Origin of the sequence: Allobosea sp. 67-29, from assembly GCF_001898115.1 — a bacterium.
Lineage (GTDB): Bacteria > Pseudomonadota > Alphaproteobacteria > Rhizobiales > Beijerinckiaceae > Allobosea.
Window position 1 is genome coordinate 330,458 of the sequence record NZ_MKSQ01000008.1, and the last position, 14,127, is coordinate 344,584.

The 14,127-nt window shown below is 67.2% G+C and carries 12 protein-coding genes; 5 read left to right on the forward strand and 7 right to left on the reverse strand.

The window, feature by feature from the left end:
- Positions 1–48 precede the first annotated feature (48 nt).
- Both BGO20_RS08215 and BGO20_RS08220 read right to left on the reverse strand, forming a co-directional pair.
- Positions 49–630 carry an LOG family protein gene (locus tag BGO20_RS08215; RefSeq protein WP_291661369.1) on the reverse strand — a complete coding sequence of 194 codons (582 nt, stop codon included), beginning with the start codon at positions 628–630 and terminating at the stop codon, positions 49–51.
- The gene (locus BGO20_RS08220) at positions 627–2,009 is read right to left on the reverse strand and encodes a M20/M25/M40 family metallo-hydrolase (protein ID WP_291661370.1); all 1,383 of its coding nucleotides are present in this window, start codon (positions 2,007–2,009) and stop codon (positions 627–629) included. Before BGO20_RS08220 ends, BGO20_RS08215 begins: the two co-directional genes overlap by 4 nt.
- Before the next feature lie 182 nt (positions 2,010–2,191).
- On the opposite strand from BGO20_RS08220, the gene BGO20_RS08225 reads away from it, so the two are divergent.
- Positions 2,192–3,535, forward strand: a complete 1,344-nt coding sequence (locus tag BGO20_RS08225; protein ID WP_291661372.1) for an Nramp family divalent metal transporter — start codon at positions 2,192–2,194, stop codon at positions 3,533–3,535.
- A 67-nt stretch (positions 3,536–3,602) separates the two neighbouring features.
- On the opposite strand, the gene BGO20_RS08230 is transcribed toward BGO20_RS08225, so the two are convergent.
- Positions 3,603–5,141, reverse strand: coding sequence for a helicase HerA-like domain-containing protein (locus BGO20_RS08230; RefSeq protein WP_291661373.1), 1,539 nt, complete (start codon positions 5,139–5,141; stop codon positions 3,603–3,605).
- Between the two features lie 154 nt (positions 5,142–5,295).
- Here BGO20_RS08230 and BGO20_RS08235 point away from each other — a divergent pair, with 154 nt between their 5' ends.
- The 4 genes from BGO20_RS08235 (at position 5,296) to scpA (ending at position 10,833) form a co-directional block, all read left to right on the forward strand.
- Positions 5,296–5,682 (forward strand): DUF2267 domain-containing protein, encoded by a 387-nt coding sequence (locus BGO20_RS08235; protein WP_291661375.1) that lies wholly within the window; start codon positions 5,296–5,298, stop codon positions 5,680–5,682.
- 180 nt (positions 5,683–5,862) lie between these two features.
- Complete coding sequence (locus BGO20_RS08240) at positions 5,863–7,836, forward strand: methylmalonyl-CoA mutase subunit beta (protein WP_291661377.1); 1,974 nt, start codon at positions 5,863–5,865, stop codon at positions 7,834–7,836.
- A gap of 13 nt (positions 7,837–7,849) precedes the next feature.
- Positions 7,850–8,671, forward strand: coding sequence for a bifunctional hydroxymethylpyrimidine kinase/phosphomethylpyrimidine kinase (gene thiD, locus BGO20_RS08245; RefSeq protein WP_291661378.1), 822 nt, complete (start codon positions 7,850–7,852; stop codon positions 8,669–8,671).
- The gene (gene scpA, locus BGO20_RS08250; RefSeq protein WP_291661379.1) at positions 8,668–10,833 is read left to right on the forward strand and encodes a methylmalonyl-CoA mutase; all 2,166 of its coding nucleotides are present in this window, start codon (positions 8,668–8,670) and stop codon (positions 10,831–10,833) included. Before thiD ends, scpA begins: the two co-directional genes overlap by 4 nt.
- Positions 10,834–10,902: 69 nt before the next feature.
- On the opposite strand, the gene BGO20_RS08255 is transcribed toward scpA, so the two are convergent.
- From BGO20_RS08255 to BGO20_RS08270, 4 genes are all read right to left on the reverse strand, one after another.
- The gene (locus BGO20_RS08255; RefSeq protein ID WP_291661380.1) at positions 10,903–11,175 is read right to left on the reverse strand and encodes a hypothetical protein; all 273 of its coding nucleotides are present in this window, start codon (positions 11,173–11,175) and stop codon (positions 10,903–10,905) included.
- Between the two features lie 97 nt (positions 11,176–11,272).
- A complete protein-coding gene (locus tag BGO20_RS08260; protein ID WP_291661381.1) occupies positions 11,273–12,061 on the reverse strand; it encodes an ABC transporter permease in 789 nt (262 codons plus the stop codon).
- Positions 12,058–12,960: an ABC transporter permease subunit gene (locus BGO20_RS08265; protein WP_291661382.1), complete on the reverse strand. Its 903-nt coding sequence runs from the start codon at positions 12,958–12,960 to the stop codon at positions 12,058–12,060. The genes BGO20_RS08260 and BGO20_RS08265 overlap by 4 nt, the downstream gene beginning before the upstream one ends.
- Entirely contained in the window at positions 12,957–14,126 is a 1,170-nt protein-coding gene (locus tag BGO20_RS08270; protein ID WP_291661720.1) for an ABC transporter ATP-binding protein, read from the reverse strand. The genes BGO20_RS08265 and BGO20_RS08270 overlap by 4 nt, the downstream gene beginning before the upstream one ends.
- Position 14,127 lies beyond the last annotated feature (1 nt).

Below are 14,127 nucleotides of genomic sequence, written 5' to 3' on the forward strand. Positions count from 1 at the left end.
ATGTCAAGATAATATTCCTACAACCAGAGGGCGATCGGCGGGGACAAGTCAGACGTCTTCCTTCTCAACCCATTTATAGGTCGCGGCCGGGACATAAGCCTCCATCCGGTCCAGCAGCGTCGCCGGCTCCGTATCCGTCATCGCCATGGCGCGATGGCTCTGCTTCAGGAATCCCGCCTCGACGGTCTGGTCGAGGAATATCGCGAGCGGATCATAGAAGCCGGCGATGTTCAGCAGGCCGAGCGGCTTGGCGTGAATGCCGAGTTGGCCCCAGGTCCAGATCTCGAACAGCTCCTCGAAGGTGCCGATGCCGCCGGGCATGGCGATGAAGCCGTTCGACAGCTCGGCCATGCGCGCCTTGCGCGTGTGCATGGTGTCGACGACCTCGAGGCGGGTCAGGCCGACATGGCCGACCTCGCGGTCGCGCAACGCCTTGGGGATGACTCCATGGACTTCGCCGCCGGCTTCCATCGCGGCATTGGCGACGACACCCATCAGCCCAACGGCACCGCCGCCATAGACAAGGGTCAGGCCGCGCCGGGCGATCTCGGCGCCCATGGCGCGGGCGCCCGCCGCATAGACCGGATCATTGCCGGGATTGGAGCCGCAGAAGACACAGACCGATTTCATGAACCGAGCGCTTGCAAGATGCGGGCCCAGGAACGCTGGCCCTTATGGAAGGAAGACAGGTCGTATTTCTCGTTCGGCGAATGGACGCGATCGTCGTCGAGGCCGAAGCCGACGAAGAGCGTGTCGATGCCGAGCGTGCGCTTGAAGTCGCCGCCGACGGGGATCGAGCCGCCGCTGCCGATCGAGACGACACGCCCGCCCCATTCGTCGGCGAGCGCCTGGCGCGCCTTCTGGAGCACCGGCGAATCCGGCGGCACCGCCAGCGCTGGCGAGCCGGAATGGCTGATGAACTCGGCCGTGACGTCCTCCGGCAGGCGATCGCGGATGAATTGCTGGAAGGCGGCGGCGATCTTCGCCGGATCCTGGTCGCCGACGAGCCGGAAGGAGACCTTGGCCGAGGCCTTGCCGGGAATGACGGTCTTGCTGCCCTCGCCTGTATAGCCGCCCCAGATCCCGTTGACGTCGCAGGTCGGGCGCGACTGAATCTGTTCGATCAGCATACGCCCCTTCTCGCCGATGGAATGCTTCAGCCCGACCTGGCCGAGGAAATCCTGCTCCTTCAGGTCGAGATCGGCCCATTCCGCCTTCTGGGCGTTGGTCGGCTCGTGCACGCCGTCATAGAAGCCGGGAACGGTGATGCGACCGTTCTCGTCGTGGAGCTCGCCGAGGATCTTCGCGAGGATATGGATCGGGTTGGCGGCGGCGCCGCCGAACAGGCCCGAATGCAGGTCGCGGTCGGCGGCCGTCAGCGTCACCTCCTGATAGACCATGCCGCGCAGCGTCGAGGTGATCAGCGGCGTCTCGCGATCCCACATGCCCGTGTCGCAGATCAAGGCGTAGTCGGCCTTGAGCTCGGCAGCGTTCGCCTTGATGTAGCCCGGCAGGTTGACCGAGCCGGATTCCTCCTCACCTTCGACCAGGATGGTCAGCCCGATCGGCAGGTCGCCGGTCTCGGCCAGCGTCGCGCGCACGGCCTCGATGAAGGTCATCACCTGGCCCTTGTCGTCGCAGGCGCCGCGCGCCGAGATGACCTGGCGGCCAGGCTCGATCTCGCGGACGACCGGCTTGAACGGATCGGTGTCCCAGAGGCTGAGCGGATCGACCGGCTGCACGTCGTAGTGGCCGTAGAACAGCGCATGGGATGCTCCGGGCTTCGGCCGGTGCGCCAGCACCACCGGATGTCCGCCGGTCTCGCGCAGTTCGGCCTTGAATCCGAGCCCTTCGAGATCGGCGCGGAGCCATTCCGCGGCCTCGCGCGTTTGGGCGTTGAAGGCGGGATCGGTGCCGATCGACGGGATCTCGAGCCAGGAGGACAGGCGCTCGAGCGAGGCGTCGAGCCCGCTGTCGAGACGGGCAAGGATTGCGGGAAGTTGAGACATGGCGGCCATCGGATGCGATTCAGATGACGGCATCATGGCAAGGCTCGATCCGGGCGTCAGCCCACAATCGCACATCGCAGCCCGCCGAGCTTCGCATTATTTGAAAACGCTTCGCAACTGCATTGACAGAGATCGAGACGCGCTATACCTCCTATTGCAAACAAGTTGCAGCAAGGTCGGACATGTCCCAAGGTTCTCAGGAGTCCCCCTCGATCTGGCTCAGATCGCGCGGCGAGCCCTCGCTCGCCGATGTCTTTCGTTCGGTTTCGGTAGCGCCCTCCTCCTCGACGTGGCGGAAATTCCTGACCTTCCTCGGCCCGGGCTATCTCGTCGCCGTCGGCTATATGGACCCGGGCAACTGGGCGACCTCGCTCGCCGGCGGTGCGCAGTTCGGCTACACGCTGCTCGTCGTCGCGCTCGTCTCCAACATCATGGCGGTGGTCCTGCAGTCGCTCTGCGCACGGCTGGCGGTCGCGACCGGGCGCGACCTTGCCCAGGCCTGCCGCGACGCCTATCCGCCCTATATGGCCTGGCCGCTCTGGCTCCTGGCGGAGCTCGCGATCTGCGCCACGGACCTGGCCGAGGTGATCGGCACGGCGATCGGCCTCAACCTGCTTTTCGGCATCCCGCTCGAGATCGGCGTGCTGATCACCGGGCTCGACGTCTTCATCATCCTCTGGCTGCAGACCAAGGGCTTCCGCTGGGTCGAAGCCTTCATCATCACCCTGCTCGGCGTGATCGCGCTCTGCTTCGCGATCCAGATCGCGATGGCCGACCCGGACTGGGGCGAGGTCATCCGCGGCTTCGCTCCGACGACGCAGGTCGTGACCAATCCCAACATGCTCTACATCGCGCTCGGCATCATCGGCGCGACGGTGATGCCGCATAACCTCTATCTGCACTCGGGCATCGTGCAGACCCGCGCCTACGGCCATACGCTACCGGAAAAGCGCGAAGCGCTGAAATACGCGACGCTCGATTCCACCGTCGCCCTGACCTTTGCCCTGATGATCAACGCCGCGATCCTCATCCTGGCCGCCGCAACCTTCCACAAGGCCGGCCACACCGATGTCGCGGAGCTCGGCAAGGCCCAGGAACTGCTTCAGCCGCTGCTGGGCGCCTCGATCGCCCCCTCGCTCTTCGCGATCGCCCTGCTCTGCTGCGGCCTGAACTCGACGGTGACGGCGACGATGGCCGGCCAGATCGTGATGGAAGGCTTCCTGCGCCTGAGGCTGGCGGCATGGCTGCGCCGGCTCGTGACCCGCCTCGTCGCGATCGTGCCGGCAATCGCCGTGACGCTGATCTACGGCGAGGGGCAGACGGCCAAGCTGCTGATCCTCAGCCAGGTGGTGCTCAGCCTGCAACTCCCCTTCGCGGTGGTGCCGCTGGTCATGCTCACCGCCTCGAAGGCCAGGATGGGCGAGCTTGTGGCGCCGCGCTGGCTGACGCTGGTCGCCGCCGTCATCGCCGCCATCATCATCGTCCTGAACCTGAAGCTCATCTTCGACGTCGCGACAGGGGCGTGAGCCCCCGTCACGGCTTCGTCGCCGTCGGCGACATGCGCGTCGGAGCGTGTCCCCCAGCGAGCCGAAGCTACCGCCGTCCCGACATCGAACCCAGAATGCCGCGCAGGATCGCAGTCCCCACCTGCCGGCCGATCGAGGTCGCGGCCGAACGGGCTGCCGAGGTGATGATCTTCTCGGCCATGCTCTGCGGCAGCGGACCGCCGCGCGAACCCGGACCCGTCTTCGGACGCTGCTGCGGAGCGCCGCCGCCGAGCCAGCCGCCGATGGTGTCGAGGATGCCGCCGCCGCCATCGGCCGAGGCTTCGACCGCCGAGCCATCCGCGTTCAGCCCCTTGCGCTTCATCAGCACCTCGTAGGCGGACTCGCGGTCGACCATCGTGTCGTATTTGCCCTTCTCCGGAGAGCTGTCGATCGCCTGCTGGCGCTCCTGCGGCGTGCAGGGGCCGACCTGAGCCATGGGAGGCGCGATCAGCGCCCGCTCGACCATCTCCGGCGACCCCTTGCCTTCCAGCATCGAGACCAGGGCCTCGCCAACGCCGAGCTGCATGATCGCCTGCTCGGTGTTGATCTTCGGGTTCTGGCGGAAGGTCTCGGCGGCGGCGCGCACGGCCTTCTGGTCCCGCGGGGTGAAGGCGCGCAGCGCGTGCTGAACCCGGTTGCCGAGCTGGGCCAGTACCGTATCGGGCACGTCGAGCGGATTCTGCGTAACGAAATAGACTCCGACGCCCTTGGAGCGGATCAGACGGACGACCTGCTCCACCGCCGTCAGCAGCGCCTTGGGTGCACCGTTGAACAGCAGATGCGCCTCGTCGAAGAAGAAGACGAGCTTCGGCTTGTCGAGGTCGCCGACCTCCGGGAGCTGCTCGAAGAGCTCGGAGAGCAGCCAGAGCAGGAATGTAGCGTAGAGCCGCGGGTTGTTCATCAGCTTGTCGGCGGCGAGGATGTTGACGATGCCCCGGCCGTCCCGATCCGTCTTCATCAGGTCGTTGATGTCGAGCGCCGGCTCGCCGAAGAACAGGTCGCCCTTCTGGTTCTCCAGCACCAGCAGCGCGCGTTGGATGGTGCCGACCGTCGCAGTGCTGACATTGCCGTATTTCGTGGTGAGGTCGGAGGCGTTCTCGGCGATGAAGGTCAGGATCGCGCGCAGATCCTTGAGATCGAGCAGGAGCAGCTTCTGCTCGTCGGCGATACGGAAGGCGATGTTGAGCACGCCCTCCGCGGTATCGTTCAGATCGAGCAGGCGGGACAGCAGGAGCGGCCCCATCTCGGAAATCGTGGCGCGCACCGGGTGGCCCTGCTCGCCGAACACGTCCCAGAATACCGTCGTGAACTGGTCGGGCTCGTATTTGAGCCCGAGTTCCTTGGCCCGATTGACGAAGGCCGGCTTGCCGTCGCCCGGGGCGACGATGCCGGAGAGGTCGCCCTTGATGTCCGCGGCGAAGACCGGCACGCCGTTGCGGGCGAAGCCTTCCGCCATGACCTGCAGCGTCACCGTCTTGCCGGTGCCGGTCGCGCCCGTGACGAGCCCGTGACGGTTGGCCAGTTTCAGCAGGAGATTCTCCGGCTTGCCGCTCTTGCCGATCAGAATCGTACCGTCATCCGCCATCGCATCCGCCTATCGGGTTCGGAATTGTCAGAGCTAGGATGTAACCAAACGCCGCGGAAGGCGGAAGCCCGGGACGGTTGGAAAGAGATCGTAAATATGTAAACTATTTTTCGAAGGGCTTCGCGACGAAGCCGCTGGCGAGGGGTTCTGCACCATGGAAGAATTGCTTACGCGCGTCGCTGCGGCGGCCGGAATCGACGAAGGGCTCGCCCGCAAGGCGGTCGGGATCATCCTCGCCTTCCTGCAGAAGGAGGGGCCGCCGGCCGAGATTGGCCAGCTGATGGCTGCACTGCCGGGCGCACAGGATCTCGCGAATGCGGAAGGCGGCGCAAAGGGCGGCATGCTCGGCGCGATCGGCGGATTGATGGGCGGCGGCGGCGGCGTGATGGCGCTCGGCGGCCAGCTGATGGGCGCTGGCCTGTCGATGCCGCAGATCCAGGCCGTCTCCAAGGAGATGTTCGCGGTCGGCCGTGAAAGGGCCGGCGAAGATGCGATGGGCGCCATCGTCGGTGCGATTCCGGGGCTCGGCCAGTTCGTCTGATCGACGACCGGCAGGCCGCCGCATCCGAGACACCGCCTTCGGGCGGTGTTCTTGTTTCCGCCAGACCGGCCCCGCGTTTGCGCACCGAAGCTCCGACGAAGTAGGGATGGTCGTGCGCGGCCGCTCATGGCAATGAGCTTGTCGCCACGGCACATTGTGCGGAAAGGAGCCTCGGTGCGCATGAACACGGCCGCCTCATCCGACCTGCCCTATCTCGATGCGTTTCCAGGGCCCTCGCGTGAAGCGTGGCGCGCTGCCGTCGACAAGGTGCTGAAGGGCGCCGATTTCGAGAAGAAGCTGGTCGCCCGCACCGCCGACGGGATTCGCATCGAGCCGCTCTACGCCGCAGCATCGGGCGCACGCGCCTTCCGCTCACAGACTGGGCGCTGGCATGTCGCGGCACGGCTGGACCATCCGCAAGAGCAGGCAGCGCAGGCTCTCGCCATCGCCGATCTCGAAGGCGGCGCCGATACGCTGACGCTCACGCCGGCCGGCGCGAGCGCGGCTCGCGGCTACGGCCTGGTGGCCGACGACGTCGCCACGCTCGACCGGACGCTCGGCGGAGTGATGCTCGATCTGATCCGGCTGCGGCTGGATCCGGCGCCGCAGGGCCGGGTCAACGCGCTGATGCTCGCCGCCCTCATCGAGAAGCGTGGCCATGCGCCGGCGGATCTGTCGATCGAGTTCGGCCTCGACCCGATCGGCGTCCTCGCCGGCCAGGGCTCGCTCGCGGCACCTTGGCCGGAGGTGGGGCGTCGGATCGCAACCGTCATCGCGGCGCTGAAGCAGCGCGGCTTCCCGGGCCCCTTCATCACTGCCGATACCCGCCCCTATCACGAGGCCGGCGCCAGCGAAGCGCAGGAGCTCGGCGCTGCGCTGGCGACGGCCGTCGCGTATCTGCGCGCGCTGGAGGCGCAAGGCCTGCCGCTCGCGGAGGCTCGCGACGCCATCGCCTTCACGCTGGTCGCCGATACCGACGAGTTCATGACGGTCGCCAAGTTCCGTGCGGCCCGCCTCCTCTGGAGCCGCGTGCAGGAAGCCTGCGGGCTGAGCCCCAAGCCGGCGACCATTCATGCGGAAACCGCCTGGCGTTCGCTGACCCGGCGGGACCCATGGGTCAATCTGCTGCGTGGCACGGTGGCCGCCTTCTCGGCGGGCGTCGGCGGTGCCGACTCGTTGACCGTGCTGCCCTTCACCGCGGCGCTCGGCCTGCCCGACGCCTTCGCCCGTCGTGTCGCCCGCAATACGCAGCTGATCCTGCTCGAGGAATCCAACCTCTGGCGCGTTGCCGATCCGGCCGCCGGCGCGGGCGGTTTCGAGGCGCTGACCCAGGCGCTCTGCGAGCAGGGATGGAGTCGCTTCCAGGATCTCGAGCACCAGCGCGCCGGGGATTTGCAGGGCATGCTCGCCGCACTCGCCAACGGCCATGTTCAGCAAGGGCTCGCCCGCGAGCGAGACGCTGCGGCAAAGGGCGTAACGACCCGGCGCACCCCGCTCACCGGGACGAGCGAATATCCGAATATCCGCGAGAGCGCCGTCTCGGTCCTGGATATCGCCCCAGTGGGAAAAACCACGTCGCGCCCGTCCGGCAGCACGGCCGAACGCAATCCGGGCGAGATCATCAAATCGCTCCTCGACGGGGCGCAACGTGCAGAAGCTCTGATTGCGCCACATCAGGCGCTCGCCATCGAGGCGCTGCCCTCGCATCGTCTCGCGGAACCGTTCGAGGCGCTGCGCGACAGGGCCGATGCCCAGCCGACCCGCCCTGTCGTCTTCCTGGCAACGCTGGGCGAGATTGCGGATTTCACCGCACGCGCCGGCTTCGCTCGCAACCTGTTCGAAGCCGGCGGCCTCGCTGCCCCGAGCGGCGACGGCTTCGCACAACGAGGCGCGACGGATCTCGACGCGCTGGTCGGGGCTTTCCGCGGCTCGGGAGCGAAGCTTGCCTGCCTTTGCGGCTCCGATGCCGCCTATGCCGAGGAAGGTGCCGCCGCGGCCGAGCTCCTCACCGAGGCCGGCGCGACCGTCTGGCTCGCCGGCCGACCGGGCGATAGCGAAGCGACATTGAACAAGGCCGGCGTGTCCTCGTTCATCTTCACGGGCTGCGACGTGGTCGAAACGCTCGAACGCGCGCAGGCTCTCGCCAGCGCCTGACCGGAGAGATGCAGTGACCGCCATCGCCCTGACCATCGCCGGCTCTGATTCCAGCGGCGGCGCCGGCATCCAGGCCGACCTCAAGACCTTTGCGGCGCATCAGGTCTATGGCGCCAGCGTCATCGTCGCGCTGACGGCGCAAAATACGAAGGGTGTCAGCGCCATCCATGCTGTGCCGCGCGATTTCGTCGCGAAGCAGATGCAGGCCGTGTTCGAGGATCTCGACGTCGGCGCGGTCAAGATCGGCATGCTGGCGACGGCCGAACTGATCGAGACCGTCGCGGCGGGGCTGCAGCGCCATGGCGCGAGGAATGTCGTGCTCGACCCGGTGATGATCGCCGCCTCGGGCGCGCGGCTTCTCGAAGCCTCCGCGGTCGAGGCGATCCGCAAGCATCTGTTCCCGCTCGCCACGCTCATCACGCCGAACCTGCCGGAAGCTGCCGCCCTGCTCGGTTCCAGCGCCGCCGCGACCGACGAGGCCGTCGAGGATCAGGCGGATCGGCTGGCGGCGCTCGGCGCCGCCAATGTGCTGATCAAGGGCGGCCATGGTGGCGGCGACGTCAGCAGCGACCTGCTGCGGCTGGCGGGCGGATCGCGCCAGCGCTTCAATGCGCCGCGCGTCGAAACCCGCAACACGCATGGCACCGGCTGCACCCTCTCATCGGCGATCGCCGCGAACCTCGCCAAGGGGCAGACGCTGCCGGAGGCGGTCGGCAACGCCAAGAGCTATATTTCGGCCGCCATTGCCGCCGCCGATCAGGTTGCGGTTGGCCATGGCCACGGACCGGTGCATCATTTCCACCATTGGTGGGGCAAGAGCGGGAGCAAGCCATGACCGCGATCCCGGACTTCACGAAGCTCGCCTTCGCCAGCGGCAAGGCGCCCGTATCGGCCCCGGTGCCCACCGGCGAAGCCTGGCTGACGCCGGAGGAGATTCCGGTGAAGCCGGCCTACGGGCCGGAGGACCGCGCCGGCCTGCCCTTTGTCGACAGCCTGCCAGGCCTGCCGCCCTATCTGCGGGGCCCCTACCCGACCATGTATGTCAACCAGCCCTGGACGATCCGGCAATATGCCGGCTTCTCCACGGCCGAGGATTCCAACGCCTTCTACCGGCGCAACCTCGCGGCAGGGCAGAAGGGGCTTTCGGTCGCCTTCGACCTCGCCACCCATCGCGGCTACGATTCCGACCACCCGCGCGTCGCCGGCGATGTCGGCATGGCTGGCGTCGCGATCGATTCGATCTACGACATGCGCACGCTGTTCTCCGGCATCCCGCTCGACCAGATGAGCGTGTCGATGACGATGAACGGCGCCGTGCTGCCGGTTCTGGCGCTCTACATCGTCGCGGCGGAAGAACAGGGCGTGCCGCAGGCCAGGCTCTCGGGGACGATCCAGAACGACATCCTCAAGGAGTTCATGGTCCGGAATACCTATATCTACCCGCCCTCGCCCTCGATGCGGATCATCGGTGACATCTTCGCCTTCACCTCGGCGAACATGCCGAAGTTCAACTCGATCTCGATCTCCGGCTACCACATGCAGGAAGCGGGGGCGACGCAGGACCTCGAGCTCGGCTACACGCTCGCCGACGGCGTCGAATATATCCGCGCCGGGCAACGGGCAGGCCTCTCCGTGGATGCCTTCGCGCCGCGCCTGTCCTTCTTCTGGGCCATCGGGATGAACTTCTTCATGGAAGTCGCCAAGATGCGCGCCGCCCGGTTGCTCTGGGCCAAGCTCGTCAAGGATTTCGGCCCTACCAACGAGAAGTCCCTGCCGCTGCGCACGCATAGCCAGACCTCGGGCTGGTCGCTGACGGCGCAGGACGTGTTCAACAACGTGCCGCGCACGATGATCGAGGCGATGGCGGCGACGCAGGGTCACACCCAGTCGCTGCACACCAACGCGCTCGACGAGGCCTTGGCCCTGCCGACCGACTTCTCGGCCCGCATCGCCCGTAACACCCAGATCCTGCTGCAGCAGGAGAGCGGCACGACCCGGATCATCGATCCCTGGGGCGGCTCCTATTATGTCGAGCGGCTCACTGCCGAACTGGCCGAGAAGGCCTGGGGCCATATCCAGGAGGTCGAGAAGCTCGGGGGCATGGCCAAGGCGATCGAGGCCGGCATCCCGAAGCTGCGCATCGAGGAGGCCGCCGCCAAGACGCAGGCTCGCATCGATGCCGGCCAGCAGGCGATCATCGGCGTCAACTGCTACAAGCCGGACAATGAAGCTGCCATCGAAGTGCTGAAGGTCGACAATGCCTCGGTGCGCGCCCAGCAGCTCGACAAGCTCAAACGTCTCAAGGCCGAGCGCAACGAGACCGAGGTCGAGGCCGCCCTGACGGCGCTGACCAATGGCGCGGCCGGCAACGGCAACCTGCTCGAACTCGCGGTCAAGGCGGCGCGGGCCAAGGCCACCGTCGGCGAGATCTCACTGGCGATGGAGAAGGTGTTCGGGCGCCACCGGGCCGAGATCAAGGCGATATCGGGGGTCTACAAGCGGGAGGTCGGCGAGATGAACCCAGCCGTCACGCGCGTCCAGTTGATGTGCGAGGCGTTCGAGGAGGCCGATGGGCGCCGCCCGCGCATCCTCGTCGCCAAGATGGGGCAGGACGGGCACGATCGCGGCCAGAAGGTTATCGCCTCGGCCTTCGCCGATCTCGGCTTCGACGTCGATATCGGCCCCCTCTTCGCCACTCCCGAAGAGGCGGCGCGCCAGGCAGTCGAGAACGACGTCCATATCGTCGGCGTCTCCTCGCTCGCGGCAGGGCATCTGACGCTGGTGCCGGAATTGAAGGCCGCGCTCGCCAAGGCCGGCCGGCCCGACATCATGATCGTCGTCGGCGGCGTCGTCCCGCCGCAGGATTTCGATGCGCTGATCGCGGCCGGCGCCTCGGCGATCTTCCCGCCCGGCACCGTCATAGCTGACGCCGCCGAAAAGCTGCTGCAGGAGCTCAACGAGCGGCTGGGCTATGTGCAGCGGACGGCGGCGGAATAGCATGAAAAGAAAGGCGGGCGCTGCCCGAAGGCCGCGCCCGCCCCATGATTACGACCGGCGTGGCGACACTTACCGCCAGCCGTAACCATAGCCGTAGCGCGGCGGAGGCGGCCGCATGTCGAAACCGTCAGAATAGCGATGCCAGCGGCGCTGGCCCCAGAAGCCATGGACAGCGGGCGGCGTCGGGCGCCAGCCGTAGTCGTAAGCCGGGCGCTCATAGCCGCGCTCGTAGCGGCCGCCGAAGGCCTGGGCGGTGCCCGCTCCAACGAAAGCAGAGAAGGCGAGCGCGACGCCGCCGAGAGCAAGGGCGGTAAAGCCGATCCGGGCGCGATGGCCAAGCATGGTCGATGTCCTGTTCCGGCGGGGCAAATCCCCGCCACGGATCGGACATTCGCAGGTCATCGCTGAACGGGTTTTGAGGGCGCCGTTCAGCCCGTGTTTAACTGGCGGAGAGCTGTTCGCGCTTGAGCAGGACCGAAGCGGCAACCACGACGACCGCCACGGCGGCGATCATGATCGTGCAGGCGGCATTGATCTCGGGCGAGACGCCGAGCTTCACCGCCGAATAGAGCCGCATCGGCAGCGTGGTCGCGCCGGGGCCGGTGGTGAAGCTCGCCACGACGAGATCGTCGAGCGAGAGCGTGAAGGAGAGCATCCATGCCGCCGCCACCGCCGGCCAGATCAGCGGCAGGGTCACGGTCCAGAAGGTGACGAAAGGCGTGGCGCCGAGATCCTGCGCGGCCTCCTCGAGCGAACGATCGAAGCCGGCCAGTCGCGATTGCACGACGATGCAGGCAAAGCCCAGGCTGAAAGTGGCGTGCGCGACGGTCACGGTCCAGAAGCCGCGCTCGACATCGACAGCCACGAAAAGCAGCAGCAGCGAAAGACCCGTCACCACCTCGGGCATGACCAGCGGCGCCAGCACCATGCCGGAAAACAGCGTCCGCCCGAGGAAGCGCCCATGACGCGTCAACGCCAGCGCCGCCAGCGTGCCGAGCGCCGTCGCCAGCGTCGCCGAGACGATGCCGAGGCGGATCGAGAGCCAAGCAGCGTCGAGCAGCGGCTCGTTTGCCATCAGGGCGCCGTACCAATGCGTCGAGAAGCCGCCCCAGACCGTGACGAGGCGCGAGGCGTTGAAGGAATAGGCGATCAGCGTGACGATCGGGAGGTAGAGGAAGGCGAAGCCGAGGATCAGCGCCAGGATGAGGCCGGGGCCGAGGCGCTTCATGCCGCCAACTCCCGCTTCAACCGGGCGCGCTGCAGCAGCACCAGCGGCAGGACCAACACGACGAGCAGCACCACCGCCACCGCCGAGGCCAAAGGCCAGTCACGATTCGAGAAGAACTCGCTCCAGAGCACCTTGCCGATCATCACCGTATCGGGGCCGCCGAGCAGGTCGGGGATGACGAATTCGCCCACGGCAGGGACGAAGACGAGCGCCGATCCGGCGAGAATGCCGGGCAGCGACAACGGCAGCGTCACGGTGAAAAAGGCCGTCAGCGGCGTCGCGCCGAGATCGGCCGCCGCTTCGAGCAGGCCGCGATCGAGCTTCTCCAGCGTGGCGAAGAGCGGCAGCACCATGAAGGGCAGATAGGAATAGACCATGCCGATCAGCACGGCCGTCTCGGTGTTGAGCAGGCGCAGCGGCTCCCCTTCCAGACCGAGCAGCCCAAGCGCCGCATCGAGCAGCCCTTCGGGCCTCAGGATGCCGATCCAGGCATAGACGCGGATCAGGAAGGAGGTCCAGAACGGCAGGATGACGAGGACAAGCAGCGCGCCGCGCCAGCGAGGCGGTGCGGAGGCCATGGCATAGGCCAGCGGATAGCCGATCGCGAGCGCGACGAGCGTCGTCATCGCCGCCAGCCGCAGCGAATAGAGATAGCTCTGCCAGTAGAGCGGATCGTCGGTCAGCAACTGAAAATTGTCGAGGCCGAGCTGCGACAGGAAATCGCCGAGTTGGGCCAAACCCTCCCAATGCGGCGCATAGGGCGGCAGCGCCGTCGCGGCCTGCGAGAAGGCCATGCGCAGCACGATGGCGAAGGGCGCGAGGAAGAACAGCGCGAGCCAGAGATACGGCACGGCCACGACCAGCCGGCGCAGCCGCTGCAGCGAGGCGACCGCGCTCATGGCGGCAGAACCACGCCGGCCTCAACATCCCAGGAGAGCCAGACCTTGTCGTCCCAGGCGAAGGGCCTAGCCATCCGGCGCGTGCGGTTGGCGAGCGCAACCTTGACGAGCTGGCCACCTTTTCCCTGTTCATCCTGCCCACCCAGCATCACCTGGATCATGGTGAAGTCGCCGAGATAGCCGATATCCCAGATCTCGCCCGCGACCTTGTTGACGCCCTGGCCCGGCTCGTCATGAGCGATCTCGATCTTCTCGGGCCGGATGCCGATGACGAGCACCTCGCCCGGCTTCAGCGCCCGCGCCTCCTCGTCGAGTTCGACGGTGCCGACATGCGGAACCTCGGCCCGGACCAGCTCGCCCTCGACGGCCGCGATCTTACCCTCGAAGATATTGATGTCACCGACGAACTCCGCGACATGGCGATTGGCCGGCGCCTCGTAGATCACGTCGGGCGGGCCGATCTGGACGAGCTTGCCATGGTCCATCACCGCCATGCGGTCGGCCATGGTCATCGCCTCGTCCTGGTCGTGGGTGACGACCATGAAGGTCAGACCGAGCTCGCTCTGCAGGTCCATCAGCTCGAACTGGGTCTGCTCGCGCAGCTTGCGGTCGAGCGCCGCCATCGGCTCGTCGAGCAGCAGGAGCTTCGGCCGCTTGGCGAGCGAGCGGGCGAGCGCGACGCGCTGGCGCTGGCCGCCGGAGAGCTGATGCGGCTTGCGCCCTCCAAGGCCGGAGAGCTTCACCAGCCCCAGCATCTCCTCGACGCGGCGGGCGATTTCGGCGCGCGGCAAGCCCTCGCGCTTCAAGCCGTAGGCGATGTTGCCGGCGACACTGAGATGCGGGAACAGCGCATAGGACTGGAACATCATGTTGACCGGCCGCAGATGCGGCGGCACGGCGGTGACGTCCTGCCCATCGAGCAGGATCGCACCCTCGTCCGGCCTCTCGAAGCCGGCGAGCATGCGCATCAGCGTGGTCTTGCCGCAGCCGGACGGGCCCAGCAGCGCGAAGAACTCGCGCGGGTAGAGCGAGAGCGAGAGATCGCCGACGGCGGTGACGTTGCCGAAGCGCCGGGTCACTCCCCGGAATTCGACCAGCGGCTTTGCGGCCGGGTCGTTCCAGGGCTGGAAGGCCCGGCGCACGCTGCCGGGCGAGGTCTTCTTCATG